Consider the following 26,840-nt stretch of genomic DNA (forward strand, 5'->3'; position numbering starts at 1 on the left):
AAGTGTAAAAACACTGTTTTTTATGGTTTTATGAGTTGGCATGAATCTTGCATTAATAAAAAGTGTAAGGTTTAAGCGACAAAAACAGGGATTAGAGCAAAAAATAATGGCATACTATGTCAATTTTGCCCCGGAAGTGCTGAATTTCATTGCATATTTCATAAAAAAACAATATTTTTACGAAAAAATGAAAAGTTGGCACGGAACTTGCTTATTAAATAAGTGAGAAATTAAAAACATAAACTTTAGGGAGATGAGCCATAATGGTCCAACCATATAAACACGAACCATTTACTAATTTTAAAATCGAAGAAAACAATAAAGCTTTTCAAGTGGCATTGAATGATGTAGCTAATGATTTAGGGAAGAAATATCCGCTGGTCATTAATGGTGAAAAAGTGTTTACTGATGAAGTCATTACCTCTGTAAACCCAGCAAATAAAGAAGAAGTAATTGGAACTGTGTCCAAAGCAAATAAGGACCTTGCTGAGCAAGCCATGCAAGCGGCAGATAAGACATTCCAAACTTGGAGAAAAACGAAAGCGGAAGTGCGTGCAAATATTTTATTCAGGGCTGCAGCCATCGTTCGGAGAAGAAAACACTATTTCTCTGCCATATTGGTTAAAGAAGCAGGAAAGCCTTGGAATGAAGCGGATGCAGATACAGCGGAAGCGATCGACTTCATGGAATACTACGCACGCCAAATGCTGAAGCTTAAAGACGGCATGCCAGTGGAAAGCCGTCCGATTGAACACAATGCCTTCAGTTATGTTCCACTTGGTGTCGGTGTCATCATCTCACCTTGGAATTTCCCATTTGCGATCATGGCAGGCATGACGACAGCAGCCCTTGTTTCAGGTAATACCGTCTTATTGAAACCGGCCAGTACAACACCGGTCATTGCAGCAAAATTCATTGAAGTATTGGAAGAAGCGGGCTTACCGGCAGGAGTCGTGAACTTCATTCCAGGAAGCGGTGCTGAAGTTGGTGATTATTTGGTAGATCATCCTCGCACACGTTTCATCAGCTTTACCGGATCTCGTGATGTTGGAATCCGTATTTATGAGCGTGCGTCTAAAGTTCATGAAGGCCAAATTTGGTTGAAACGTGTCATCGCTGAAATGGGCGGAAAAGACACGATCGTTGTTGATAAAGAGGCTGATTTGGAATTGGCAGCACAATCAATCGTCGCATCTGCATTCGGATTCTCTGGTCAAAAATGTTCTGCTTGTTCACGTACCGTCATCGTGGAAGATGTATATGACCAAGTCTTGAATCGTGTCATTGAATTAACGAAAGAAAAAACAGTCGGGGAACCAACCGATGTAAACAACTTCATGGGTCCGGTTATCGATCAAGCCGCTTTCGACAAAGTCATGAGCTACGTTGAAATCGGTAAACAAGAAGGGAAACTTGTTGCAGGTGGAGAAGGAGACAATTCAAAAGGTTTCTTCATCCAGCCAACCATCATTGCTGATGTGGATGAGAATGCACGAGTCATGAAAGAAGAGATTTTCGGACCAGTGGTAGCGTTCTGTAAGGCAAAAGATTTCAATCATGCTATCGAGATCGCCAATAACACGGATTATGGATTAACAGGTGCGGTCATCTCGAACAATATTGAACATATCGAACAGGCGCGTGAGGATTTCCACGTAGGTAACTTGTACTTCAATCGTGGCTGTACTGGTGCCATTGTAGGATACCAGCCATTTGGCGGATTCAATATGTCAGGTACAGATTCAAAAGCGGGCGGTCCTGATTACTTAGTTCTGCATCTTCAAGGAAAAACAACATCTGAAACGCTATAATCTGAGGGGGAATCAACATGACAACAGTAACGGAAAAATTAATCGAGCAAACAGAACAATATGGTGCAAACAATTATAATCCACTTCCAATCGTCATTTCGAAGGCAGAAGGAGTTTGGGTGGAAGATCCTGAAGGAAACAAATATATGGATATGCTAAGTGCCTATTCAGCAGTGAACCAAGGCCACAGGCATCCGAAAATCATCGACGAATTAAAAAAACAAGCAGATCGCGTGACATTGACGTCCCGTGCATTCCATAGTGATAAATTAGGCCCGTGGTATGAAATGGTGTCCCGCATTACGCAAAAAGACATGGCGCTGCCTATGAATACAGGTGCTGAAGCCGTTGAAACAGCAATCAAAGCTGTTAGGCGCTGGGGTTATGATGTTAAAGGGATTGCAGAAAACCAAGCTGAAATCATTGCTTGTATCGGGAATTTCCATGGCCGTACGATGGCAGCCGTTTCATTGTCATCCGATGATGAATATAGAAGGGGCTTTGGACCGATGTTACCAGGGATCAAGCTTATCCCTTATGGTGATCTTGATGCATTGAAAGCAGCGATTACACCGCAAACGGCTGGATTTTTAATCGAACCGATTCAAGGTGAAGCGGGAATCATCATACCGCCTCAAGGATTCTTAAAAGAAGCTTACGAACTGTGTAAAGAAAATAATGTCCTATTCGTTTCTGATGAAATTCAATCAGGACTTGGACGTTCAGGAAAAATGTTCGCCTCTGACTGGGATGGAGTAGTTCCGGATATGTACATTTTAGGCAAGGCGCTTGGCGGCGGGGTTTTCCCAATCTCTTGCGTAGCTGCAAACCGTGAAATCCTTGGCGTATTCAATCCTGGTTCACATGGTTCCACATTCGGCGGCAATCCATTGGCATGTGCGGTTTCCATCGCTTCATTGGAAGTCCTTGAAGATGAGAAGCTTGCGGAACGTTCATTGGAGCTTGGACAATATTTCATGGATAGTTTAAAAGAAATCAAGAATCCGATGATTAAAGAAATCCGTGGTAGAGGTCTATTCATCGGGGTTGAATTGACAGAAGCTGCAAGACCTTATTGTGAGCAACTTAAAGAAGAAAAACTGCTATGTAAAGAAACACATGATACAGTCATCCGTTTTGCTCCGCCGTTAGTGATTACAAAAGAAGAATTGGATTGGGCAATCGAACGCATTAAAAGAGTTTTATCCTAATATCCCTATGAGGTGAATTCCATTGAGTACAACGATCAAAGAAGAAAAAGAAACTGCCAGCTTGCTTGAATCAACACAGGTCGTAATCAAGGAGGCGCTGGATAAGCTTGGATATTCTGAAGAAGTGTTCGAGCTTTTGAAGGAACCTCTTCGTATGCTGACCGTCCGGATTCCAATTAAGATGGATGATAATACGACGAAGATATTCACTGGGTACCGTGCCCAGCACAACGATGCAGTTGGTCCGACAAAAGGTGGGATCCGATTTCATCCTGAAGTAGATGAGGAAGAAGTCAAGGCACTGTCAATGTGGATGAGTTTGAAATGCGGAATTGTGAATCTGCCATATGGCGGAGGAAAAGGCGGCATCATCTGTGATCCGCGCCAAATGTCCATTGGTGAATTGGAAAGACTTAGCCGCGGGTATGTTCGGGCGATCAGCCAAATAGTTGGGCCGACTAAAGATATTCCGGCACCGGATGTTTATACGAATTCACAAATCATGGCATGGATGATGGACGAATACAGTAGAATAAGAGAACACGATTCTCCAGGTTTCATTACAGGTAAGCCACTGGTACTTGGCGGTTCACACGGTAGGGAAAAGGCGACTGCACAAGGTGTCACCATCTGTATCGAAGAAGCGGCAAAGCGTAAGGGCATAGAATTGAAAGGTGCACGCATCATCGTCCAAGGGTTTGGGAATGCAGGAAGCTTTTTAGCCAAATTCATGCATGATGCAGGTGCGAAAGTGATTGGCATCTCGGACGCATATGGTGCAATATATAATCCGGATGGTCTGGATATCGATTACTTACTTGATCAAAGGGATAGCTTTGGAACGGTAACGACACTATTCGAAAACAAAATCACCAATCAAGAACTTTTGGAACAAGATTGTGATATTTTAGTGCCTGCTGCCATTTCCAACCAAATCACCAAAGATAATGCACATCTTATCAAGGCCCAAATTGTCGTGGAGGCAGCGAATGGACCTACCACTTTAGAGGCAACCAAGATCTTGACGGAACGGAATGTGCTTCTTGTACCCGATGTATTGGCAAGTTCAGGCGGTGTGACTGTTTCTTACTTTGAATGGGTTCAAAATAATCAAGGTTATTATTGGGAAGATGAAGAGGTCCAAACCAAATTAAAAGCGTTATTGGTCAACTCATTTAATCAAATATATGAAATGTCCGAGACTAGAAAAGTGAATATGAGGCTGGCGGCATATATGGTGGGTGTCAGAAAAATGGCAGAAGCCTCGATATTCCGTGGCTGGGTTTAAGCTTTAGTCTAATAATGGAGAGTGGAGGAGTGATTCCGTGTTAAAACCGATTCATACCATCGAGTGTGTACATGATGGGACCATCGAACAAGTTTACGTTCAAAAGAATTCCTATGTTTATGAATGGGAGAGGCTCTTTTTAGTGAAAACGGAGGATGGGAAATTGATTGATGTTTCAATAGGTGCCAGTGGTCACATTACTGAAATCAATGTCACGGCAGGGGATCCTATAAACAGAAAGCTACCTTTAGCTTTGCTCCAAGACGATTTTATTATAACTGGCTCTGATTGATTATAGGAAAAAGGGTGTTCCAAAGGCGGAAACTATTCGGCTTTTGGGATGCTCTTTTTTTGTTGTTTTAAAGCGCAATCGGATCTTTAAGGGTAAGTCAGGAAAAATTTCGAAAAAGATATTTTTCGATCGGACCGGAGGAAATCGATAGGGTTCAGGTGGAAGGAACTTATATGGGCGGTTCTTTGGTTCATCAGTACGAAAGGGGGAAAACTAAGTAAAAATAATAGGGGACGAAAAGGGGGAGATTTCCTTTTCGTCCCTTTTACTATCTTGGAACGGATGAAAGGAACTTTCTATAGTGAGAAACTTTTTACTCTTTTCTTGCAAGGGGGTCTTGGAATCTATTTGAGAGTAAATGGCGCACAAAGTCTTATTGGGGAGAAGGAAAATGGAACTAGAATAACAATAGTGAAAAATAAAAGCGCCTTCGCTGACGGTATTCTTAACAAGCCATGGTTCAGCGAAGTTTTTGGAAGGAATTGTTGGGTTCGTGGCACTGAAAGTGATTAATGGCATATTGTCATATTCGCTTTCATAAACTGTTATGGGATACAAACAAGCCAAGGATCATTTAATTGCCCAGATGGGAGGTGATCGTGATTGCCCGAAACCGATTCAACCGCTTGTCGTGCTTTCTAGGAAATTAAGCCCATAGCTCGAAATATTATGTTAAAATACAACTTGGAATCTAAACATCAAATAAATAGTGGTTTTTCTTAATTCAACCAAATATGCAATAAAATGGTGAATATTCAGAATTCCACTGTTTAAAAAAGGGGAGTAAAATAAAATATGAGAATCTCAGAATTAAAAAGGAAAGCCCTGCATTCGTTGGGAGGTAAATGGGGAACAGCTGTATCGCTTATGTTGCTCTTGTTCTTAATAAATCTCATTTTACCTTTAATTGTCGAAGTGATCGGAAGCGGTGGGTTTTCACAATGGTTCATGCAAGAAGAAACACCGGTATGGTCTGATATCTTCAGTACGGTCCTGTCCATCGCTTTAATCCCGCTAACCATTTCAACCACTTGGTTCTACCTGAATTTGGTTAGGGAAGGAAACCCTGATATTCCAGAGGTATTCGCAATCTATAAAGATGGAAGAACCTCTTTCAAGCTTATTGGGGCATCCATTTTACAAGGTATTTTCATTTTTTTATGGTCATTATTATTAATCATTCCGGGTATCATTAAAAGCATCGCCTATTCGCAGCAGTTTTTCTTATTGAAGGATCATCCAGAATACACTGTGCTTGAAGCCATTACAGAAAGCAGAAAAAGAATGAAGGGCTTGAAATGGAAGTATTTCCTTATGCACCTAAGCTTCATAGGGTGGGGCATCCTTTGCATGTTCACGCTGGGAATTGGTTTACTATGGTTGATTCCTTATGCAGGAACAACAATGGCTGCATTCTATAATGAATTAATCGTGCCTCAAGAAGATCTTGACGATCAACAAATAGAGGTATAAATGATCAACCGATAGCAATTGGCTATCGGTTTTTCAATTATGCCGTTAATTCTCGATTCCTCTTAAAAAGGTTAAAATGTTCATTTTTCCTGGTGTATAATAGTATACTGAGAATGCCGTTTAGGGGGATTACATAGTGAGTGGTTTTAATATTGCGGATCTGATATACCAATTGTTTTGCCTTGTATTTTTAATTCTGATCATTGTTGGGACCGTATCCCTTTTCCGTTCCGTCAAGCATCGTAAAACCAGAATGGATATCATGGAAAAGAAAATGGATGATTTACATGAACTGATTAAAAAGGGCAAAAATTGACGGCTGCATTGTGCAGCCATTCAGACTGTAGACAAACTCAAAGATAAGCGGGTTTGCCTGCAGTTTTTTTATTTGAAAACGTTCCAGCTGATTTCAGAAATCCGCTCCCTTTCCGCCGACTGTCTGCCAAGCCACATCAAAGCAGTCCCTTCAATTTTTACAAACTCCGGAAATTATTAAATTATCTATACTGAAATAACTTAGTGAAAAGCACTGTCTCCGAATTTGAAAAAGAGGATTGGATTTTAAGCATCGATTGAGAGACATAAAAAAATAGAAAAAGAAAGGGAATTGTCAAAAATAAGCAGTTTTACATAGGGTTGTTGGGATTGTGGGGCAAATTTCATGTAAGGCTGCTGGTATGGAAGATGCATGGTTTGTTGCGGGATTTTACCCTATAATGGAATAGATGTGTATTTAAGGATTTGGTGAAAAAGTCTATCAGGAATGCTCGACCCTACAACAAATCGACTGAGGTGGGAATGCTGAACATTCGATCCTTTTGTTAGGTATCTTTGAGAAGTGGGAGGAGTCGGTATCATGAAAGAAGTTATAGCAATAAAAGAATTTACTAGGTTTAAAACACGTACGGAGGAATTTAGTCCATACGCTTGGTGTAAACGGATGTTAGAAAATGACCCTGTGAGTTATCACGAAGGAACGGATACGTGGAATGTTTTTAAATATGAAGATGTTAAGCGTGTTCTCAGTGATTATAAACATTTTTCGAGTGTCCGGAAACGTACTACCATATCGGTTGGAACGGATAGTGATGAAGGTTCAGTGCCTGATAAGATCAAAATCACTGAAGCGGATCCACCGGAGCATAGAAAACGCCGTTCACTGCTGGCCGCAGCATTCACACCTAGAAGTCTTCAAAACTGGGAACCTCGCATTCAGGAAATAGCGGATGAATTGATCGGAGAAATGGATGAGGAAACGGAAATCGATATTGTGCAATCATTGGCGAGTCCGCTTCCGATCATTGTCATGTCAGATTTGATGGGCGTTCCTTCGAAAGATCGTTTATTGTTTAAGAAATGGGTGGATATCTTATTCCTTCCTTTTGATAAAGAAAAACAAGAAGAAGTAAATGAATTGAAGCAAGTGGCAGCAAAAGAATACTATCAGTATTTGTATCCGATTGTAGTGCAAAAACGATTGAACCCGGCAGATGATATCATCTCGGATCTTTTGAAGGCGGAAGTGGATGGGGAGATGTTTACGGATGATGAGGTTGTCCGCACGACCATGCTGATTTTAGGAGCAGGTGTCGAGACAACAAGTCATTTACTGGCCAATAGCTTTTATTCCCTGCTATATGATGACAAGGAAGTTTATCAAGAGTTACATGAAAACCTGGATTTGGTTCCGCAGGCGGTCGAAGAAATGCTCCGTTACCGTTTCAATCTCATTAAATTAGATCGCACCGTAAAGGAGGATAACGATCTATTGGGAGTGGAATTGAAAGAAGGGGAAAACGTGGTTGTTTGGATGAGCGCAGCTAATTTGGATGAAGAGATGTTTGAAGACGCCTTCACCCTTAATATCCACCGCCCAAATAATAAGAAACATCTAACCTTCGGAAATGGTCCTCATTTCTGCCTCGGAGCTCCGCTAGCCAGACTGGAAGCAAAGATTGCGCTTACTACATTCCTGAAGAAATTCAAGCATATTGAAGCCGTGCCATCGTTCCAGTTAGAAGAGAATCTTACCGATTCAGCGACCGGGCAAACTTTGACATCACTACCGCTTAAGGCATGCCGTACACTATAAAAAAAACGAAAAACCTTGTGCACTAACCTGCATAAGGTTTTTTCGTTTTAGATTAGACACTTGAAATAGTGGTGATCCAAAAGGGTACTTTTTGATGTACAATCGTATTCTTTTCGTACAACCGTGTCATAGTCTCCCTATCCCAATTCTTTGCACAATATGAATACATAACGGTTTTAGATAATCCCATAAAACTCACCCTAATCATAATTGTCAGATGATTTCCTTATAGGGAGTTGAATTTTTGAAAAAAGTTTTTTCGGGAAACTGGTTTTTCACCTTTCATTTCAAAATCATATATTTTTGCTTGCACAATATAAGAAGAGCCTAAGTAGCTGCAACTACCTAGACTCATGTTAAATATGCATTTTTCCAGAAAAGTAACTTAATAGAGACTTGAAAAGACCATTAAGTCCCTAGAAAATCTAGGAGAGTTATAATTACATTTTGTAGTTTTATTTACTTCTTGGTCTTTGGAGTTTCAATATCATTAGTAATAGCAATAAAATAACTGGTAAGATCAAAAATAAAGTCTGAGGAAATATATCATTCGGGTTGAAGTATGTGTAAGCACTCATTGTGATGCCTACAACAGCAATCAATACTAACAGCGATTTTAATACCATTACTTTTTAATCACCATTTTCATAATTTATTGTGGTTTTATCCAATACGGATAAAATCATCTGCAGCATTAATACAAAATATGTATATTTTGATTGTACCATAATCAATCATTAGTGAGTCCCTGAGAAACGAATACAGAAGATGAAACGATTCAAGTGAATGAAACTAAAGTAACCTGAAGTTGAGGTGACAATGACGAATAGAGTAGTATGAAAAAGTAGAAGATTTGAGCATGTGCATGATCATAAACACTGGATGGGTTGTGGGCAATGAAGCAAATATATTCATTCTGCAATGAAGAAGATATGATAAAATAGAAATTTCCAGATGAAACGGTTTTCAAAAGTGAAAGGATGTTATTATGAAATTAAAGCAACAATTAACCATTGCTTTTATAGTAAGTGTACTTTCTTTAATTGGGTTCAGTTTCATGGCATTTACCATTAGTGCAAATGAATACCTGAAGTTTGATGAAAAGGTGATTTCCTTAGTGCAGGGATGGGAGTCCCCCTTACTGACGGGTATCATGAAGTTCTTTACCTACATAGGTTCAACTTGGTCCTTGATCATCCTCTCTTTGATGATTTTGTTTTTCTTATATAAGGTTTTGAAGCATCGTTTGGAGCTAATCTTATTCAGTGCCGTCATGGTTGGTTCACCTCTTCTCAATTTGATGGTTAAGCTTTTCTTTCAACGCGCCCGGCCCGATTTACATCGGCTCATCGAAATAGGGGGGTACAGTTTCCCTAGTGGACATGCCATGAATGCATTCTCTTTATACGGTATTCTCACATTTCTGCTATGGCGTCACATCACGGCTAAGTGGGCGAGGATCCTATTGATTCTGTTCAGTATGATGATGATCCTATCGATTGGTATAAGTCGAATATACTTGGGAGTCCATTATCCTAGTGATATCATTGCGGGATATTTGGCGGGTGGTTTTTGGATTGCGATTTCCATTTGGTTTTTCCAAAGGTATCAAGAACGGCGGAAGAAAAAAGATATTTAATAAAGGATCAAGATTATTGCAAGATAAGCAGCCGGCGGGTAACAAGTCAGCTGTTGATTCAAATCAGTTAGGAGCGTAATAAATGGAAAACTGGATTACGGAATTCATGAATGATTTTGGGTATATGGGAATCTTTCTATTAATAGCATTGGAAAATATTTTCCCGCCAATCCCGTCAGAGGTCATTCTTACTTTTGGCGGCTTCATGACGACAACAGCGAATATGACGATTATGGGCGTCGTGATTGCATCAACTATAGGGTCAGTGGCAGGGGCAGTCGTCCTTTATGGAATTGGTTTGCTTCTTGATGTTAAGGTCATTGAAAGGTTCGTGGAAAGATGGGGCCATATTCTTCGGTTAACGGTATCGGACGTCCATAAGGCGAATTCATGGTTTGACAAGTATGGGGCATGGACCGTGTTTTTCTGTAGACTGGTTCCGCTGATCAGAAGCTTGATCTCGATTCCAGCAGGCATGTCCCATATGAGCTTTTGGCTCTTTTTGCTTTACACAACATCCGGTACGTTAATTTGGAACATCATTTTAGTGAATATCGGGGCAGCTGTTGGATCTTCGTGGGAAGATATTGTAGGATATATGGACATTTATTCAAATATCGTTTATGCGATATTGGCTTTGCTATTCATTCTTTTCGTTGTTTTGATTTTCAGAAGGAATAAAGGCAAAGTGAAATAATCTCAGTTTAGTTGATTAGGCCGTTCGAATCGTCACTTGCATTACATAACCGAATATAACCGCGAAAGGCTGTCATTGTGACAGCCTTTTTCTTATGTGAGGAAGAAGGCTGAACCCAGAATAAAGGGGGAGTGCTTTGGACAAAATGAGTGAAACGAAAAAGGAATGAGGTTCGGTGCTATGGCTTCTTTTTTCAAACAAAAAAGACAAATGAAGCAACTTAAAAAGAAAAAGGAAGATGCAGGTCAATCCAAAAGCAAAACGCCTGAGTATATTGAAAGCTCCATTTCGGCCAATCTGGAAATCGTGAAAAAAAAGACGGGAAACAGTCCGGACATTATTATCCGAAGTCTGAAAATCGGTAAAAATCCGGAGATAAAAACGACTATTTTGTATGTGCAGGGTCTGATTGATAATCCAAGCGTTACGGACTTTTTAATTGAATCAATCATGAAAAATCCTCATCTATCAGAAAAAATACTTCCACAAGAAGCGTTGGATGTAATCTCTGAGGACGTGGTTTCCCTCGGTGGTGTAGAAACGGTCACGGACTGGGAAAAACTATTTTTATCCTTATTATCAGGGGACAGCATCATTTTTGTTGATGGTTTAAACAAAGCCCTGGTTGCCAGTACAAAAGGGGGGGAACGGCGCTCGATTCAGGAACCAAGTACGCATTTGACTGTCCGGGGATCAAGGGAAGGGTTTACGGAATCGAATGGAACGAACATCGCCATGTTACGCCGCATCATCAATACCCCGGATTTATGGATAGAGTCGATGAAAATAGGCACGGTGACAAAAACGGATGTTTCCATCATGTATATAAATGGGATTGCCAAAGAGGGGATCGTCGAAGAGGTCAAGAAGCGCTTAAAACGAATAAACATCGATAGCATTCTTGAATCAGGATATATTGAACAATTGATAGAAGACCAGGTCATGACCCCATTCCCAACCCTTAACCATACAGAAAGACCGGATATGGTCGCAGGAAATCTTCTGGAAGGAAGAGTGGCGATATTCGTTAATGGAACGCCTTTCGTCTTGGTAGCCCCGGCAATATTTGTACAGTTTTTTCAATCTGTCGAAGACTACTATAATCGCTTCGACATTGCTTCTGCCACACGTTTTTTACGGATCATCGTTTTCATTATTTCTATAGTCGGACCAGCTGTCTATGTTGCAGCCACGACTTTTCATCAGGAAATGATCCCAACGAAGTTGCTGGTCATTGTTGCAGCCCAAAGGGAAACGGTTCCTTTGCCGGCCGTCATTGAAGCACTTCTCATGGAAATGACGTTTGAAATATTAAGGGAAGCAAGTCTTAGGATGCCAAAGGCCGTTGGTTCGACCATGTCCATTGTCGGAGCATTGGTCATCGGGCAGGCGGCTGTCCAGGCTGGTATCGTATCGCCGGCAATGGTCATCATCGTCTCGATTACGGCGATTGCCAGTTTTGCAACCCCTTCTTATTCCATAGCCATATCTGCCCGTATCGTGCGCTTCGGCTTTATCATTTGTGCCGGAACTTTAGGTTTTTATGGCATGATTTTGGCCTTTTTCGTGCTCATTGTCCATTTATGCAGCCTCCGTTCATTCGGTGTTCCTTATATGACACCGCTCGCCCCTCTGGATCCGGAAGGGTTGGGCGACACATTCTTCAGAAGACCTATGTGGGCCTTTAAGGAAAGGCCAAAATTTTTAACCAACGAAAATAATCTGATAAGGGAAGGCGAAAATCAAAGACCCTTGCCTCCTGAATCGCGTGGAATGAAAACTGCTGACGAGAAAAAAGGTGAAGGCAATGAATCGTAAAAAGCTAATTCTTTTCTTGATGTTGATCTGTACCACATTCACCACCGGCTGTTGGGATAAAACGGAGTTAAACGAAATGGCCATCGTCTCGGCGGTTGGACTCGATAGAAATAAAGAAGGAAAGTTAGTGGGAACTTTCCAAATCATTAATCCGAGCAATGTAGCGGGAGCTCTTCAGGGCGGCGGCGGAACGAATCCACCGATATCCACTTATAGGGCCACCGGAGATAATGTGCTTGAACTGGATAGTAGGACTTCAACTAAAATCTCGCGAGATATGTATTTTGCCCATGCCAATCTGATTGTCATAGGTGAGGAACTAGCAAAAGAAGAGGGCCTCAACGATATTTTCGACGCATTTGAGCGCTCACCGGAATTCAGGGCAACTACGAGAATCGTGATTGCCCGGGGTGTGAAAGCAAGGGATATTGTCGAAACGTTAACCGCAATCGATAAGGTATCAGCTGAGAAAATCATTAGGACAATTGAAATCACTGAAAAAATTCAGGGGAAAAATATTAGCATCAATCTCCAAGAAGTGATCAAGAATCTGCTTAGTACCGGGAAAGAACCGATAATAAGTGGTTTTACCGTGAAAGGAAACACAGGTAAAGAAGATAAAATGGAGAATACCATGTCCTCGGATATTGAGGCAAACCCTAATGCAGCAGGAATAGGTGTTTTTAAAGATGGAAAATTGATTGACTGGCTGGATGGCAATATGGCAATAGGGTCAATGTGGGTATTGGATAGGATCGAAAATACCCATTTAAACATTGATTGGGAGGGTAGAAAAGACGCAGTCACCTATTCGGTTATTCGCCAAAAAACCAACGTCGGAGCAAAATTGGTAAACGGCAAACCGAAAATATCGATAAAGGTCCGTGCAGAAGGAGATATCCGGGAGGTGAATGTTCCTGTGAATCTAACCGATACGCATGTTCTGATTGATATTGAAAAGAAGTTAGCGAAAGAATTGAAGAAGGAGATGGAAGATGCGATCGTTCGGGCACAGAAAAATAAAGCCGATATTTTTGGCTTTGGTGAACTCATGCACGAATCCCACCCGAAAGAATGGAAAAAAATCGAAAAGAACTGGGATGATGATGCTTTTCCCAAGCTTGATGTGGATGTGCAGGTAGAGACTTTCATTCGCCGTACCGGATTACGTAATAAGCCTTTTCTTTCAAATTTAAAAAAGAAAGATCAATAATGGAAAGGAAGTGGCATTCTCATGGAAAAGGCAAAAATCAGCGGTTACCAGCTGTTCGTCCTTATTTTCCTGTTTGAAATGGGCAGTGCACTTTTGGTTCCGCTTGCAGGTGAAGCCAAGCAGGCTGCTTGGCTAGTCATCCTTATTGCGATGATAGGCGGATTTTTATTATTTTTCGTTTATTATGGCCTTTGTCGATACTACCCTGAGCAGCTGTTAACAGAGTTTGTAAAACATATATTGGGAAATTTTCTAGGCAGGATCGTAGCTTTTCTATACATCCTTTATTTCATCTATCTTGCTGCAAGGGTGCTGAGGGATTTTGGAGATACACTGCTTACTTTTGCCTATCCTCAAATTCCGTTATTTGTTGCGAACGCTGTATTCATTTTAGTCGTGGTGTATACGGTCCGTAAAGGGATAGAAGTATTGGCGAGGACGGGGGAACTATTCTTTGTCTTGGAGAATTTACTTTTAATGACCTTCATGCTTCTGATTATTGCTTCAGGCATGATCCATTTAAACAACTTAAAACCCATTTTTGAAATCAGCGGGACAGAGATGATGAAAATGGGTTTCACTAAAACCGTATTCTTTCCATTTGGCGAGATCATAGTGTTTTTAATGATTTTTCCTTATTTGAACGAACCTCAGCGACTGAAAAAAATTGGGATAGGGGGCTTGGCGACAAGCGGTATTTTTCTCGCGATAATAATGGCTGTGAATGTTGCTGTACTTGGTGTGGACCTTACAACACGTTCGCAATACCCTCTTCTTACCCTCATTCAGTCAATAGAGGTCGCTGGCATTCTTGAACGTCTCGATGTGTACTTCTTGTTTTTGTTGTTGATTGGCGGGTTCATCAAGATAAGTGTATTTACTTATGTAGCGGTAACGGGTACGGCGAATGTTTTCAATGTTAAACAGCCCTCTAGACTTGCATACCCTGTTGGCATGGTCATTTTATTGATTTCGATTATTATGGCAAGCAGCTATACGGAACATCTCTATGAAGGGCTAGATGCCGTACCAAAATACATCCATCTGCCATTTCAGGTGATCATCCCGTTGCTTCTCTTGATCATTGCCTTTTTTAAGAATCGAAAAAAAAGCAAGACAAGCACCAAAAAAAGTTCCTAAAAGGTGGAATTGATGAGAAATGAAAATCTTTGGTATTACAGTTTTGATCCTAGCTCCTTTAGTGGTCATATCTTTAGGTATGGATATATTATTGGGATTTGATTTGGATAATTCAATAAAGCATGCCTTTAACCCATTTTTGGTGAAGGACCCCGCTGAACTCATCCTTTTTCTCATTCTTCTTGCATTCCTTGTGATCAGCTCCTTTTATCGAAAAAAAAAGAAAGGCAACACCAAAGGACAACAATGATGGTGCAAATTCCCCTTGCTGAAATAGAGATGAACTCCGAATATGGGAGTTTGTCTTTTTGCTTTTTTACAACCCCATATACCATTTTCATAGTATGATGATGAAATGAGCTTTATTTTTCAACGGAATGTAAAATCGCTTAACAAAAAAACCTCAGGAGGGAGGACGGCAATTTGGATATCAAGTTGAATCAAAAAATCATAAAAGACATGTGCGGGGCCGTCTCCTTCAAAAGAGGGGAAGCTTTTCATCGTGCGAATAAAGTGACATTTGAAAGTTACCAGCCTGATGGTTGTGAAGCAACGGTTAAAGGCAAGGAAGACTTCCATGTTACGATCGAAGTGGATGCTGTCGGCGGATTTCAGACGAAATGCAGCTGTCCTACGCTAGCTTCCTTCCAAAGGGATTGCCAGCATATTGCAGCCGTCCTGCTGTCGGTTTTAGACCATCAGCGAGATGGAACGATTCCAGAGGGCCTATATGCATACAGTTCTGATAAGAAGTTGTCAGAGGGCTTGCTGACCCTTTTCAATAATCAGCCTATACGCAAAAGCGGTCATCAGCGCCACTTTGAAAAAAGAAAGATGATTGATGCAGAGTTTACGTGTAAACCTGTAAGGATAGGCACGGATCAATATATGTTAGGAATGGAAATGAAAATCGGTTCTTTCAATGTAGCGAATGTCCGGGAATTCCTGAAGCGAGTAAAAGAAGGAAAACCTACCCAAGTGTCACTTGCATTTATATATGACCCGGAACTGCATTGTTTTCAGAACGAAATGGATTCCGTACTTCAGGAGCTTATTACAGTGGTATCGGATGAAAGAGTCTATGTTGACGCATTGGCGGACAAGTCTGAATATACGTTGGACAAACACTTATTGCTTCTGCCTCCATCTTCTTTTCAAAGGCTTGTCCCCATCCTTGAAAGAGCACCATTGGTAAAGCTTTCCCATGGGAGCCATACATTCAATGGTTTTTGTTTATCCAGCGGACCGCTTCCTTTACAGTTTGACTTTACCCAAAGCGAGGGAAAAGGTTATCAACTGAATATTAAAGGGTTGAATGAGATGATCGTCATGAATGCATATAAAATGGTTCTATTCGAAGGGAATTTGGTTCAGCTCGAAAACGAGGATTGCCAACGCCTTTCAGAATTGAAGCAAATGCTGGAGAATTCGGGCATGAATCGAATTCCAATCCATCATGACCAACTGGAATTATTCCTCGACAAAGTGGTGCCAGGTTTGAAAAGACTAGGTGAAGTCCGTATAGCAAGGTCCATCACCGAACTGTTTTTCAAGACACCGCTGGTTGCAAAGCTATTCTTGGATCGAGTGAAAAACAGGCTGCTTGCGGGGCTGGAATTCCACTATGAAAATATCGTGATCAACCCTTTGGAAAAACAGGAATCCAAGGCAGTCTCCATGCTCATAAGGGATGTGGAGAAGGAAGCTGAGATACTAAAGCTTATGGAGGATAGCCTGTTTGCCAAGACTGATGGCGGCTATGTCTTGCATAACGAAGAGTTGGAGTATGAGTTTTTGTACCATATCGTTCCGAAACTTCAAAAGCTGGTACAAATCTATGCCACGACCGCTGTAAGAAACCGGATTTCCCGTGGGAATGCTGCACCGCGCATTAGGGTGAAAATCAAAAAAGAACGGACCGATTGGCTGGAATTCAAATTTGAAATGGATGCGATTCCCGATAAACAAATACGTGAGGTCTTAGCAGCGCTTGAAGAAAAAAGGAAGTATTATCGTTTAAAGAATGGATCGCTGCTTTCCCTTGAAACAAGGGAGTTCGAGGAAATCAATCGGTTTCTGAATGCACTTCCCGTTCAGGATGAAAACCTGGAAAGCAGTCTGAACATGCCAATCGTAAAAGGGCTGCAACTCCTTGATTCCGTAAATGACAGCCAGACATTCACAATGGAGGAATCATTCCGTCAGTTTTTGGATAACATCAGGAATCCGGGTGCCTTGGAGTTCGAGGTGCCAAATAGTCTGGGACCGATATTGCGCGATTATCAAAAAAACGGCTACAAATGGATGAAAATACTTGCCCAATACGGTTTTGGCGGGATACTTGCTGATGATATGGGACTGGGAAAAACACTACAAAGCATCACGTTCATTTTATCGGAGCTGCCTGACATCAGGAAGAAAAGGGTTCCTGCGCTTATTATCTGCCCATCATCATTAACCTATAATTGGCTGAGTGAATTCACTAAATTCGCTCCTGAAATACAAGCCGTCGTCGTGGATGGCCACAAATCGGAAAGGTCGAAGCTGCTTAAGGAAGTAATGGACGTGGATGTAGTGATCACCTCTTATCCATTGCTCCGGAAGGACATCACGTGGTTTGAAAAAGAGGAATTCCATACGGTGTTTTTCGATGAGGCACAGGCCTTTAAGAACCCGGGGACACAAACTGCACGAGCGGCTAAGAAGATAAAAGCGGCCCATCGCTTCGCGTTGACCGGTACGCCCATCGAGAATTCACTAGAAGAGCTCTGGTCCCTTTTTCACGTGGTATTCCCTGAACTATTCATGGGGTTAAAGGAGTATAGTAACCTCTCAAGGAAGAAGATTTCACGTAGGATCCGTCCATTTTTGCTGCGGAGAATGAAAGAGGATGTGCTTGCGGAACTTCCGGAAAAAATCGAGTCGCTTGAATCGATGGAACTGCTTCCTGATCAGAAGAAGCTGTACGCCGCCTATCTGGCGAAGCTGCGGCATGATACACTGAAACACCTGGACAAGGATACCCTCCGGAAAAATCGGATCAGGATCCTCGCTGGCCTGACCCGGCTCCGGCAGATTTGCTGTCACCCCGCCTTGTTTGTGGACGGTTATAAAGGCAGCTCGGCAAAATATGAGCAGCTGATTCAAATTGTTGAGGAATCGAAGCTTTCTGGAAGAAGGGTGCTGATTTTCTCGCAATTTACAAAAATGCTGCAAATTATCGGCAGGGATTTGGCTATTAAAGGACAGCCCTTTTTCTACTTGGATGGACAAACCCCATCAAAGGAACGTGTGGAAATCTGCAATCGGTTTAATGCAGGAGAACGGGATATATTCCTCATTTCATTGAAAGCGGGCGGCACGGGTCTCAATCTTACGGGGGCCGATACAGTCATTCTATACGACCTTTGGTGGAATCCCGCAGTTGAAGAACAAGCTGCGGACCGTGCCCATCGAATGGGGCAGAAGAATGTGGTTCAGGTCATCAAACTTGTTGCCCGTGGCACAATCGAAGAAAAAATGAATGAACTGCAAGAGAAAAAGAGACACCTTATTGAAGAAATCATCGACCCTGATGAAAAGTCGTCATCTGCACTTACAGAAGAGGATATCAGGGAAATCTTGATGATATAGGGATAGGGCTGCCGTTCTCCTACAACTTTAAAAGATTGGGTAGCATATTGCCAGCCCAAGAAGGCCGCCAACTAATTGGCGGCCTATTATATAGAAGGGTAGCATGAATTCATATATCGGGGCAAACCAACGACTAAATCGATTTCTTCATGCCGCACTCCCTGCATTTACGAATATATACATAATCCTTGACCGAACTCTCGAACTGGGCTTTCCCGCAATTGTCACACCGTCCACTAACGATGTCAGGATGGTCTTTGTAGTCATAAATGATTGTGGTGTCATATTCCTTTTTTTCTTCTGGAATTTCTTCAGACAAAGTAAAATCACCTTCACTAATTTATTTAACTCATGTATCATACCAAAAATTCAATGGAGCAGGTAGGTGGTTTTCAATAAAACGGGAATTCAGTGGGGGCGGTCACCTATGAAACCAGTTTTAATCCCACTGCCGCACCTAGGACCATGGCAATAAAAACGACCCTTCTCCAATCTTTGGATTCCCCATATAAGAGCATCCCGATTATCGCTCCGCCAGATGCGCCGATCCCTGTCCAGATTGCGTAAGCCGTCCCCATCGGCAAGGTTTGCATGGCATAAGCAAGAAATAGAAAACTTGCTCCAAATCCGATGAATAACAGCAGCAAGGATTGCCAATTTCGGTCTTTATGCAATTTATTTATCATCGCAACCCCAAACATTTCGAATAGTCCCGCTAAAATTAAAGAGATCCAAGCCATTAGGATTCATCCCCTTCCTCGACCTTATCGTCAGTCACTAGTTTCAACCCGATTACCCCTGATAATAATAGGAGGATCAATAGCGTTTTGCTCAGTTTGAAAGATTCTCCGAAGAAAATGATTTCGGAAAGAACGGTTCCGGCCGTTCCCATACCTACAAAAACGGCATATACCGTTCCGACAGGAAGCTTCCTGCCAGCCATTATCATCATATAAAAACTGATGATGATGCAAATGGCCGTTCCAGTCCACGTCCAAAAATCATCTGCATGTTTTAAGCCAATCACCCAAAAAACCTCAAAAAAAGCTGCAATGAACACTTTAATCCAATTCGCACTCATAGAATAACACCTCCGATTTTATTCTTTACAAAAAAAAACAAAAAAAGCCAAAGAGATAACCGTTAAACAGTTTTCTCCCAGGCTTTTATCCTTCCGTGACACAGCAAGCTGTGAGTTTTCTCTCGGACCAGACCAGCAATTGGATACACTGCGGAACCCTAGAAAACATTTGAATTATGCAATTTACATTTCATTATACATACTTTTTGAAATAACTCAAGATAAAAGTTTTGTCAACTCGAAAGCCCTTGATCCAATCCATTCACCTTTTTGAGTCATGCCCATTTTGCCTAATATCCGCATTCGTCATGTAGCGTTTCCACTATGGATGACTTAATATATCCCAAGGTTTTTAGTTTAGATGACCAACCAGAAATGAGGGCAAATCATGGCTCCTGAATATAACATCAGAAAAATGCACAACATCTTTCTGAAAAGGAAAAAAGGAAATATATCAATGCGGTTTTGGAGTTAAAAGAAAAAGGCATATGATCGGTACGTAGCGTGGCATGCTACCGCAGGAAGGTTTCAAACCCCTCCCGTAAAGCGCCCGATAGCTGGGAACGCTCCAACAGAATCCACCCGCAGTCATAGTGACCTGTCAATGGAAAAAAGAACGTAATCTATACCAATAAAGGTGCAGATTACGTTCTTTTTTTTGACTTACTATTCAGGCACTCACTGTCCGTTTCCGGGATGGACCTTCTTTTTTATGTGATACATAGCTATGCAGGATCATTCCTATGATAACTACAAAGATGCCGAACCACGATAACGGAGAAGGGATCGGTAAAGATAGGAATAGTAATTCGCCAGCCAGGGCAAAAAGGACCTCCATCGACTGTGTAGCTTCGACTGAAGCTAATTTCTGCATATTTCCACTTACCAAATCGGTCGCTTTGAAAAAAAGGACCGTGGCAATGACACCTGAAAATAGTGCTACCAAAAGGGATTGGAAACTCTGCATCTTCGTCGGTGCCCCTACTGTAAAGAATCCGTACAATGAAAGCAGGAACCAGAATGGCAGGCTCGCCAAAGTCATTCCCAATACACGCTGGTAAGCATCTAAACGTCCTTCGGATACTTCCATCATTTTGCGATTCCCCAAAGGGTATGCAAACGAGGCGATGACGATGGGAATCACTCCCAACCAAAGATTGGCCATTGAAATGTGCTTGGTGTGTTCCAATTGCATCAGGATGATCCCAAGCAGAATGATCATTGACATGAGGAGGCCTTTCACAGATACCTTTCCTCTTTGCCTTTCGAGCCCATCTTTCGTTTGGACATTTTCAAAAAATAGCGGGGCAAGTAAAGCACCCGAAATGATCGTGATCTGCCAAGTGCCGGCGATCAGCCAGCCAGGTGAGTAGGCGGATGCAAAGCATAAAGGAGCATAAAACAACCCGAATCCGACAAAACTCCAAAGCAACCAAGGCCCCGGCCGTTCTTTCATCACTCGTAAAAGGGGACGCAGGTTTTTTCTGCTTAATACGATACACAACAGGAAAGGCACCATAAAGATGTAACGCAGCGAAGCACTCCATATCCAACTTCCACCAGACAACTCCATGGCCTGATTTAAAACAAACGTAAATGCAAAAAAGAAAGCAGAACAAATACCTAATATAATCGGACGCAATTGACTCACCTCAATCTGTTTTATGAGCCAGTAATTAGCCAAACTCTGGAAGTATGGCAATCGTTTCGGCTTTCCAAGTATTAAAAAAGTTTAAAATACACTCATGTTTAACTGCGTTAAAGGCAGAAGAATGAATTTTCGAAATATAATAAGCCATCAGTTTCAATTTTCCTTCAAATGTAAAAGAAAATCAACTGGATTCTTTTAAACTACTGAAATTCCATCTTCATCATTCGACATGGAATCGAAAGAATGGTTGTGGAAAATAAAATGGAAACGTTGTCATTTTTGTAAATAAATTAACAATAAGTACCATTAAATAATTCGATAGATGGCGGTATGACGCGTTTTATAAAGGGTTTACTGTGAATTTATATAAAAATCATATAAAGGCAGATAATATATGAGGATACGAGAATTGACGAAAATGGTAGGGAGTGGTATCTTTATAGAAGTGCAAATAATGTCGAATGGTGACGAAATATATAAATGCAACATTCGAAAGAAAATTAGTGGGGTAAATTAAATGAAATCTACAGGTATTGTACGTAAAGTTGACGAATTAGGACGGGTAGTCATTCCAATTGAATTACGCCGTACATTAGGAATTAATGAGAAAGACGCCTTGGAAATCTATGTAGAACAAGAGCGCATCATCCTTCAAAAATATAAACCGAACATGACTTGTCAGGTAACAGGTGAAGTGTCAGATGACAATATGAAACTTGCTGCCGGAAAATTAATACTTAGCCCTGAAGGTGCCGAACTTCTAATTAAAGAAATTCAAGCCAGCATGGAAACTGTTTAATAAAATCATCCGGAGTGTAGGGAAAAGAAAATTTCCCCTGCACTTTTTTTAATTAAATGGCGAAATGATAAAAATGGTTCGATTCACGGACGAAACCAATTCTTTCGTAAAGTTTTTGTGCTTTTACATTATCTTTACCTGTCTCGAGGGAAACCCCTTTGGCACCTGTTTCCCGAGCAAAAGCGATGGCTGCGTTCAATAACTCCTCGCCAAATCCCTTTTTGCGGGCGGACTCCTTCACGAATAAATCATTCAATATCCATGAACGTATCATACTCACAGATGAAAAAGAAGGATATAATTGCACAAAACCAATCGGATTCCCTTCATCAAAGGCCATAAAAACGACAGACTCTCCATTTGTCAGCCTTTCTCTTAAAAATTCCCTTGCACGATCAGGATCAGATGTTTGCTCATAAAACACTCTGTATAAATCAAAAAGTTCTGTCAGAGATTCGAGCTCAAGTAATGTCGCTTTCTGAATGCTCATATTTGGAAACCCCCATTTTTAGAATACTCTTAATTTACCATTTGTTTCTATTTAATGATATATTCAGGACTCAATTTTAGCGCCAAAATTCAGGATGGAGCCTTAAAAAGGATCCATCCTGAATTTTTTTATAATTAAGAGGGCTTTTAACGAGCAGTAAACTTGGGGGATATAAGCGTTTACTCGTGAGTTTATAGCAAATACTCGTGAATTTGTTCGACTTGCTCGTGAATTGAGCATTTACTCGTTTGAATGAGCAGCAAACTCATGAGATATAAGCGTTTACTCGTGAGTTTATAGCAAATACTCGTAAGTTTGGTCGATTTACGTGAAATTGGAGTAAATACTCGTGAGTTTGGTCGATTTACTCGTGAAATGAGCATTTACTCGGAATGAGCAGCAAACTCATGAGATATAAGCGTTTACTCGTGAGTTTATAGCAAATACTCGTAAGTTTGTTCGACTTACTCGTGAGTTTGGTCAATTTACTCGTGAAATTGGAGCAAATACTCGTAGTTTGGTCGACTTACTCGTGAATTGAGCATTTACTCGTTTGAATGAGCAGCAAACTCATGAGATATAAGCGTTTACTCGTGAGTTTATAGCGAATACTCGTGAATTTGTTCGACTTACTCGTGAATTTGGCACAAATACTCGTGAATATGGTCAATTTACTCGTGAAATTGACCATTTACAAATAAACAGGCTTTCAATCACCAATCCTCTTTTTTTCCTTACTGCAATGGTTTGGCTTCTAATCCGCCTGTGTTAAGGATATGTACCTTTACGTTTATATCATGTATCGAATCCTTATCTAGGAAATCAGCCGGTTCTTTAATATGATTTTCTTGCCAGTATTTTGTCTCTTTGATATAAAGTGTTTTGCCTAAGCTTAATGGGTCTGCGTTCTTTTGAATCCCGCTCTTGAAGGTTGTTTGGATGTCTTTTTTTATTTGACTTTCGAATTTTCGTTTAATTTTATCGATATCCATTTGGGTATCTAGCCCCAGTATTTTACCTGATACATCAACTTCAATATCAAATTTGTACTTTCCATCCTTGAAAACAGGTTTTACTTTATGTTGTGGATGGGAGAAAGAGGCATAGATGTCTTGTTTATTCATGTTAATGCTTACGGGAGTTTTGTTGGTCCTTTTAGTGAGCCAGCGTACACCGCTCAGTTCCTTTTCAGAGAACCAGGGTTGGGACACTTTATAGTAAATGACAAATGCACCATCCATATAGAGGCTCTTTCGATTTTTATCTTTTTCTTTCCAAACTTTATCGTTCCAGGATATGGAGGGTAAGATGGTTGTAGATGCTTTTTCCCTCTGGTTAGAATAATACCTTTGGACCGTAATGGGTTCGATGTATGATCTGCTCCGATAGACATCTTCTGGTAAATATAATGTCGTGTATAAAGGCGATAAATTAAAATAACCATTAATGGAGAAAAGCTCATCCATGGAACTTTTTGTGCCAAAGATATTGGCTGAGTACCTAAGTAATTGGTTTCTGTATATATAATCCACTATTTCTGAGCTTTGCTGCTTCAAAACATTTTCACTGATGACAAATGTGGAAACATGGCCTATATAAAGAGACTGTTGAGTATCGCGCATTAGTTTATTAATGGCGATCGAGATGGAACGGCCTTTTTGTTTTCCTACATATACGGGGGGACTTTGCGTAGGCTTGGCCTCCGTTTTAGCTACCGCAGCGAAGTCTACAAGTTGCGTATAAACAATGTACTCCCCATCCTTGAAATCAATCCCGATGGCCGTTATATAATGAAAGTCCTGAATCGTTTTTTCATCCCAACAGCCTGAAAGTAAAAGGATTAAAGGTAGGGTCAAGCAAATTTTACAGATGCGGAACATGCCTTACTGCCCCTTTCTGGTCTTATCGTTAGCTGCCAAGGATCGTTTGCTTATGGAATTCCATGGCCTCTTTATGAATGCATCCAGGATTTTTGTGAATTTTGGTGGGTTCAGTCCGCCAATATAAGAAACCCCGAATGATTCAAGTCTGGATAATAAAGTGACAATCGAGAGTAAACCGATTATCATGCCATAGATTCCATAAATGCAGCTTAGTAACAACACAAACATACGTAAAATTGTTACGGCACCTGTTAAAGACTGGTTTACAAGGGTATAAGATGCGACAGAGGTTACGGCAGTAACCACAAGCATGGTTTGTGAAGTTAGCCCGGCCCTTATCGCGGCATCACCGACAATGAGACCGCCTACAACTGCAACTGTCTGTCCAACGGCTTTAGGTAACCTAACTCCGGATTCACGGAATAATTCAAATAAAATGAGCATGAGAATGAATTCCATGGTGGCAGATAAGGGGAGTCCCAGCCTTGAAAGGGTTATGGTGGCTAGTAACGGAAACGGCACCTGTTCAATATTGAAAGCTGAAATGGATATCCAAAACCCTGGCAATAAAATGGTAATACCAAGCCCCATAAAGCGAAGAAGTCGCTCAAGGCTAACAAAAAGATAAGGGAGATTCGAATCTTCTGCGGTTTTTATTTGCAATAGTAATGTAGAAGGAGCTACGATTATCGTTGGCATACCGTCCACGATTAGAATGAATCTTCCTTGATTGAGTGCTTCCACTACAAAATCAGGGCGACTCGTATAATGAGTGAGTGGAAAAATACTATATTTACTGTTTGTAATCAATTCCTCTAATTGTTGGCTGCTAACCAATATATCAATATCAATGTTATTAATTTTCGACCTTACATTGTTAACCAGTTCTTTATTGATGATGTCATCCATGTACATAAGTCCGACTTTCGTTTGACTGCGTCTGCCAACGATAAAGTCTTCATAGGCAAGTGATTTGGTTTTCAGCCGCTTTCTGATTAAAGCTGTATTGATGGATATGTCCTCGACAAATCCATCTCTTGGACCTCTTACCGAGACCTCGAAGGAAGACTCCTCAGGCTGCCGGTTCGGAACATTGGACAAATTTATTGAAAATAAATCTTGGGTTGATGGTATGAATAATAAGGCATACCCAGAGAAAATCAGCTGTTGGACGTTATTGAATTCGCTATCAATGGTTACTTTCGTCAGATCTATCAAGGGTTTTAGCTTGTTGATTGCTTCTTCTTCATCGATTCTCTCATCCAATTCCATCATCTTGTTTAACTTTTCCAAAATTCCCTCGTTCAATAAGCTGATATCGGCCATACCCGAGCAATAAAAAATAAGGACAGGAATAAGTCTTTCGGTTTCTCCGATATAAATCGTGTCAAACATGATATCTGAGCTTGAACTGAATAACTCCCGAAATGTCTCCTCCCTTAATTCAGGCGGGGGTGGTTCATTTTTGGATCGTTTCATTCGCATGTCGTTTACCCTCCTTAGAACTGATGAAAGTGCCGATAAACAAAAAGGTGGACAAAAGTAACAGGAAATAAAAAGCGCCAGGATAGTAGAATGTCTGACTTACATGTAAGAACTTGAAATTACTGAATGGTACGATGGAGATGACGACCATAAGAAAGCCTACAGCGAAAAGGATTCCGAGCTTCATATTATTAGTTTTTCCTTTAAAGACTTCCGTTATTAAGAATAACGCCAGTGAAACACGGATATAGGCTCCTGCAAGCCATTGATAAATGGAAAAGAAGTCTGTATGTTCGATATATTTACCAATTGTCAGCAACCGCCATTGTTCATAGGCGGGGTACCTCATGACTTCTGCTAAGGTCGGTCCGAATTCGGCAATTGCAGCTGTTAATGGGCCAAGAAGTAAAAACACTAATCCGAGGCATAAGAAAAACAATGATTTCCAACTGAGCTTATCAGAAAGCTTTTCCTGAAAAAAGACGATTAAAATCAGTTCGGCAAGGCCATAACCAGTATATTGAAAGGTTTTAACGCCATGAAAATAGCCATTCTCGAAAAGGGGAAGGAGGTGGCTGTAGTCTTTTGTCGGTATATTTCCGGTCGCAACGAAAATCCCAAGAATGACGACTATTGGTAATAATACAGAAGAGCAAATGGCGATGGAGCGCATACCTGAATGGGCAAGGAAGATGCATAGCAGTGTAAACGGAATGATAATGGCTAAACTTGGGGTTTCAAAAAGAAAGCTTGTAGTGATCCAATCAATCGTTTCCTTGGTTGTTGCCAATACAAGGCTAATCAGATAAATCACAATAAAGAATAAAGCGATATTTTTAATAGGTTTCCCAAATCTATTTTCAAGCCAATCCGTCAGGGATTGATTATTCATATTCTTGATTATCCTCGATAATATGTAGACCCAAATCGGTATTATTCCAATAGTAAGGATGGGAAAAAACCAAGCATCCCTTCCGCCGGTGGATAGGAGGAAAGGGATCAAAATAACGTGATCAAGAAGGCCGATTGATAAAAAGAAGATGCTAAGGGTTTGTATCGAACTGATTTTCTTCAAGATGATCCTATCCCCATTTCCATTGTTTAAAGATTGGATTGATGCACATGGCATTCTTTTGTTATGGTT

23 protein-coding genes and 1 riboswitch are annotated in these 26,840 nt (G+C 41.0%); of the genes, 15 read left to right on the plus strand and 8 right to left on the minus strand.

What is annotated here, in order from left to right; all coding sequences use genetic code 11:
- The first annotated feature begins 263 nt into the window (after positions 1 to 263).
- The 14 genes from pruA (at position 264) to QUF86_RS12245 (ending at position 18,307) form a co-directional block, all read left to right on the plus strand.
- Positions 264 to 1,811 (plus strand): L-glutamate gamma-semialdehyde dehydrogenase, encoded by a 1,548-nt coding sequence (gene pruA, locus QUF86_RS12180; RefSeq protein ID WP_289326153.1) that lies wholly within the window; start codon positions 264 to 266, stop codon positions 1,809 to 1,811.
- A 17-nt stretch (positions 1,812 to 1,828) separates the two neighbouring features.
- Positions 1,829 to 3,022, plus strand: a complete 1,194-nt coding sequence (locus tag QUF86_RS12185) for an ornithine--oxo-acid transaminase (RefSeq protein WP_289315211.1) — start codon at positions 1,829 to 1,831, stop codon at positions 3,020 to 3,022.
- 22 nt (positions 3,023 to 3,044) lie between these two features.
- Positions 3,045 to 4,310 carry a Glu/Leu/Phe/Val family dehydrogenase gene (locus QUF86_RS12190; protein WP_289315212.1) on the plus strand — a complete coding sequence of 422 codons (1,266 nt, stop codon included), beginning with the start codon at positions 3,045 to 3,047 and terminating at the stop codon, positions 4,308 to 4,310.
- 37 nt (positions 4,311 to 4,347) lie between these two features.
- Positions 4,348 to 4,602, plus strand: coding sequence for a biotin/lipoyl attachment domain-containing protein (locus tag QUF86_RS12195; protein WP_289315213.1), 255 nt, complete (start codon positions 4,348 to 4,350; stop codon positions 4,600 to 4,602).
- Between the two features lie 795 nt (positions 4,603 to 5,397).
- Positions 5,398 to 6,075 (plus strand): DUF975 family protein, encoded by a 678-nt coding sequence (locus tag QUF86_RS12200; protein ID WP_289334495.1) that lies wholly within the window; start codon positions 5,398 to 5,400, stop codon positions 6,073 to 6,075.
- Positions 6,076 to 6,211: 136 nt separating this feature from the next.
- Positions 6,212 to 6,391: a DUF4083 domain-containing protein gene (locus tag QUF86_RS12205; protein ID WP_289315216.1), complete on the plus strand. Its 180-nt coding sequence runs from the start codon at positions 6,212 to 6,214 to the stop codon at positions 6,389 to 6,391.
- A gap of 537 nt (positions 6,392 to 6,928) precedes the next feature.
- The gene (locus QUF86_RS12210) at positions 6,929 to 8,167 is read left to right on the plus strand and encodes a cytochrome P450 (RefSeq protein ID WP_289336220.1); all 1,239 of its coding nucleotides are present in this window, start codon (positions 6,929 to 6,931) and stop codon (positions 8,165 to 8,167) included.
- A 988-nt stretch (positions 8,168 to 9,155) separates the two neighbouring features.
- Positions 9,156 to 9,806, plus strand: coding sequence for a phosphatase PAP2 family protein (locus tag QUF86_RS12215; protein ID WP_289334496.1), 651 nt, complete (start codon positions 9,156 to 9,158; stop codon positions 9,804 to 9,806).
- A gap of 82 nt (positions 9,807 to 9,888) precedes the next feature.
- Positions 9,889 to 10,503 (plus strand): DedA family protein, encoded by a 615-nt coding sequence (locus QUF86_RS12220; RefSeq protein ID WP_289334497.1) that lies wholly within the window; start codon positions 9,889 to 9,891, stop codon positions 10,501 to 10,503.
- Positions 10,504 to 10,683: 180 nt separating this feature from the next.
- A complete protein-coding gene (locus QUF86_RS12225) occupies positions 10,684 to 12,321 on the plus strand; it encodes a spore germination protein (RefSeq protein WP_289334498.1) in 1,638 nt (545 codons plus the stop codon).
- Positions 12,311 to 13,534: a Ger(x)C family spore germination protein gene (locus QUF86_RS12230; protein ID WP_289334499.1), complete on the plus strand. Its 1,224-nt coding sequence runs from the start codon at positions 12,311 to 12,313 to the stop codon at positions 13,532 to 13,534. Before QUF86_RS12225 ends, QUF86_RS12230 begins: the two co-directional genes overlap by 11 nt.
- A gap of 21 nt (positions 13,535 to 13,555) precedes the next feature.
- Positions 13,556 to 14,674 carry a GerAB/ArcD/ProY family transporter gene (locus QUF86_RS12235; protein ID WP_289334500.1) on the plus strand — a complete coding sequence of 373 codons (1,119 nt, stop codon included), beginning with the start codon at positions 13,556 to 13,558 and terminating at the stop codon, positions 14,672 to 14,674.
- A gap of 19 nt (positions 14,675 to 14,693) precedes the next feature.
- A complete protein-coding gene (locus QUF86_RS12240) occupies positions 14,694 to 14,924 on the plus strand; it encodes a YczF family membrane protein (RefSeq protein ID WP_289334502.1) in 231 nt (76 codons plus the stop codon).
- A gap of 173 nt (positions 14,925 to 15,097) precedes the next feature.
- Positions 15,098 to 18,307: a DEAD/DEAH box helicase gene (locus QUF86_RS12245; protein ID WP_289334503.1), complete on the plus strand. Its 3,210-nt coding sequence runs from the start codon at positions 15,098 to 15,100 to the stop codon at positions 18,305 to 18,307.
- Positions 18,308 to 18,440: 133 nt separating this feature from the next.
- Here the strand turns inward: QUF86_RS12245 and QUF86_RS12250 are convergent, their stop codons facing one another.
- The 4 genes from QUF86_RS12250 to QUF86_RS12265 all read right to left on the minus strand — a co-directional run bounded on the left by QUF86_RS12250 (position 18,441) and on the right by QUF86_RS12265 (position 21,030).
- Positions 18,441 to 18,626, minus strand: coding sequence for a DUF8096 family protein (locus QUF86_RS12250; protein ID WP_289315224.1), 186 nt, complete (start codon positions 18,624 to 18,626; stop codon positions 18,441 to 18,443).
- Positions 18,627 to 18,732: 106 nt separating this feature from the next.
- Positions 18,733 to 19,047, minus strand: a complete 315-nt coding sequence (locus QUF86_RS12255; protein WP_230161041.1) for a DMT family transporter — start codon at positions 19,045 to 19,047, stop codon at positions 18,733 to 18,735.
- Positions 19,047 to 19,388, minus strand: coding sequence for a DMT family transporter (locus QUF86_RS12260; protein ID WP_289334504.1), 342 nt, complete (start codon positions 19,386 to 19,388; stop codon positions 19,047 to 19,049). Before QUF86_RS12260 ends, QUF86_RS12255 begins: the two co-directional genes overlap by 1 nt.
- A 72-nt stretch (positions 19,389 to 19,460) precedes the next feature.
- Positions 19,461 to 19,561: riboswitch (guanidine-I (ykkC/yxkD leader) on the minus strand.
- A gap of 497 nt (positions 19,562 to 20,058) precedes the next feature.
- On the minus strand, positions 20,059 to 21,030 hold the full coding sequence (locus QUF86_RS12265; RefSeq protein WP_289327370.1) for a DMT family transporter: 972 nt from the start codon (positions 21,028 to 21,030) through the stop codon (positions 20,059 to 20,061).
- Positions 21,031 to 21,556: 526 nt separating this feature from the next.
- Here QUF86_RS12265 and QUF86_RS12270 point away from each other — a divergent pair.
- Entirely contained in the window at positions 21,557 to 21,838 is a 282-nt protein-coding gene (locus QUF86_RS12270; protein ID WP_289315227.1) for a transition state genes transcriptional regulator AbrB, read from the plus strand.
- Positions 21,839 to 21,890: 52 nt separating this feature from the next.
- Here QUF86_RS12270 and QUF86_RS12275 read toward each other — a convergent pair whose 3' ends face one another.
- From QUF86_RS12275 to QUF86_RS12290, 4 genes are all read right to left on the minus strand, one after another.
- Entirely contained in the window at positions 21,891 to 22,328 is a 438-nt protein-coding gene (locus QUF86_RS12275) for a GNAT family N-acetyltransferase (protein WP_289334505.1), read from the minus strand.
- Between the two features lie 734 nt (positions 22,329 to 23,062).
- Positions 23,063 to 24,208, minus strand: a complete 1,146-nt coding sequence (locus QUF86_RS12280; RefSeq protein WP_289334506.1) for a Ger(x)C family spore germination protein — start codon at positions 24,206 to 24,208, stop codon at positions 23,063 to 23,065.
- A 3-nt stretch (positions 24,209 to 24,211) separates the two neighbouring features.
- A complete protein-coding gene (locus QUF86_RS12285) occupies positions 24,212 to 25,696 on the minus strand; it encodes a spore germination protein (protein ID WP_289334507.1) in 1,485 nt (494 codons plus the stop codon).
- On the minus strand, positions 25,671 to 26,825 hold the full coding sequence (locus QUF86_RS12290) for a GerAB/ArcD/ProY family transporter (protein WP_289334508.1): 1,155 nt from the start codon (positions 26,823 to 26,825) through the stop codon (positions 25,671 to 25,673). Before QUF86_RS12290 ends, QUF86_RS12285 begins: the two co-directional genes overlap by 26 nt.
- Positions 26,826 to 26,840 lie beyond the last annotated feature (15 nt).

It is taken from the genome of Peribacillus sp. NJ11 (assembly GCF_030348405.1).
In the GTDB taxonomy this organism is placed as follows: Bacteria; Bacillota; Bacilli; order Bacillales; family DSM-1321; genus Peribacillus.

Excerpts from the sequence above, each read along its gene's own strand:
- QUF86_RS12235 (WP_289334500.1), top strand. The coding sequence starts at position 13,556 with ATGGAAAAGGCAAAAATCAGCGGTTACCAGCTGTTCGTCCTTATTTTC.
- QUF86_RS12200 (WP_289334495.1), top strand. The coding sequence starts at position 5,398 with ATGAGAATCTCAGAATTAAAAAGGAAAGCCCTGCATTCGTTGGGAGGT.
- QUF86_RS12285 (WP_289334507.1), bottom strand. The coding sequence starts at position 25,696 with ATGCGAATGAAACGATCCAAAAATGAACCACCCCCGCCTGAATTAAGG.
- QUF86_RS12215 (WP_289334496.1), top strand. The coding sequence starts at position 9,156 with ATGAAATTAAAGCAACAATTAACCATTGCTTTTATAGTAAGTGTACTT.
- QUF86_RS12275 (WP_289334505.1), bottom strand. The coding sequence starts at position 22,328 with ATGAGCATTCAGAAAGCGACATTACTTGAGCTCGAATCTCTGACAGAA.
- QUF86_RS12240 (WP_289334502.1), top strand. The coding sequence starts at position 14,694 with ATGAAAATCTTTGGTATTACAGTTTTGATCCTAGCTCCTTTAGTGGTC.
- QUF86_RS12225 (WP_289334498.1), top strand. The coding sequence starts at position 10,684 with ATGGCTTCTTTTTTCAAACAAAAAAGACAAATGAAGCAACTTAAAAAG.
- pruA (WP_289326153.1), top strand. The coding sequence starts at position 264 with ATGGTCCAACCATATAAACACGAACCATTTACTAATTTTAAAATCGAA.
- QUF86_RS12230 (WP_289334499.1), top strand. The coding sequence starts at position 12,311 with ATGAATCGTAAAAAGCTAATTCTTTTCTTGATGTTGATCTGTACCACA.
- QUF86_RS12255 (WP_230161041.1), bottom strand. The coding sequence starts at position 19,047 with ATGGCTTGGATCTCTTTAATTTTAGCGGGACTATTCGAAATGTTTGGG.
- QUF86_RS12220 (WP_289334497.1), top strand. The coding sequence starts at position 9,889 with ATGGAAAACTGGATTACGGAATTCATGAATGATTTTGGGTATATGGGA.
- QUF86_RS12290 (WP_289334508.1), bottom strand. The coding sequence starts at position 26,825 with ATGCCATGTGCATCAATCCAATCTTTAAACAATGGAAATGGGGATAGG.
- QUF86_RS12185 (WP_289315211.1), top strand. The coding sequence starts at position 1,829 with ATGACAACAGTAACGGAAAAATTAATCGAGCAAACAGAACAATATGGT.
- QUF86_RS12270 (WP_289315227.1), top strand. The coding sequence starts at position 21,557 with ATGAAATCTACAGGTATTGTACGTAAAGTTGACGAATTAGGACGGGTA.
- QUF86_RS12280 (WP_289334506.1), bottom strand. The coding sequence starts at position 24,208 with ATGTTCCGCATCTGTAAAATTTGCTTGACCCTACCTTTAATCCTTTTA.
- QUF86_RS12260 (WP_289334504.1), bottom strand. The coding sequence starts at position 19,388 with ATGAGTGCGAATTGGATTAAAGTGTTCATTGCAGCTTTTTTTGAGGTT.